Consider the following 318-nt stretch of genomic DNA (forward strand, 5'->3'; position numbering starts at 1 on the left):
CATTTTCCACAATGAGTTTACCAGGTTTATTGACATATTTATCCATCGTTGATGTTTTATTTTCGTCTTTCTTCCAAACGTTAAAAGGCAAATCGTACGTACCATGTTTAAGGTCTGTGCTATCATCGTTATGGTTACCCGTTTGGTTAGAGTTGTTGTCATTGTTAGTTTGATTCTGTTTGTTGTCTGTTTGATTAGATTCGTTATGGTTATTCGTTTGGTTAGAGTCATTGCCGCTATTGTTTTGATCTCCATCATTATTATCCTTTATAGAGTCAAATACATAACGTGTTTCATACGTATTAAAGTAGTTCATGG

General features: G+C 34.0%; 1 protein-coding gene. It reads right to left on the reverse strand.

The annotated features are described in order from the left end of the window. Positions 1-318 (reverse strand): NEAT domain-containing protein (locus tag N784_RS15830; RefSeq protein WP_036836581.1); only part of this gene is annotated, 318 nt, incomplete at both ends.

This window comes from Pontibacillus litoralis JSM 072002 (assembly GCF_000775615.1).
GTDB classification, from domain to species: domain Bacteria; phylum Bacillota; class Bacilli; order Bacillales; family BH030062; genus Pontibacillus; species Pontibacillus litoralis.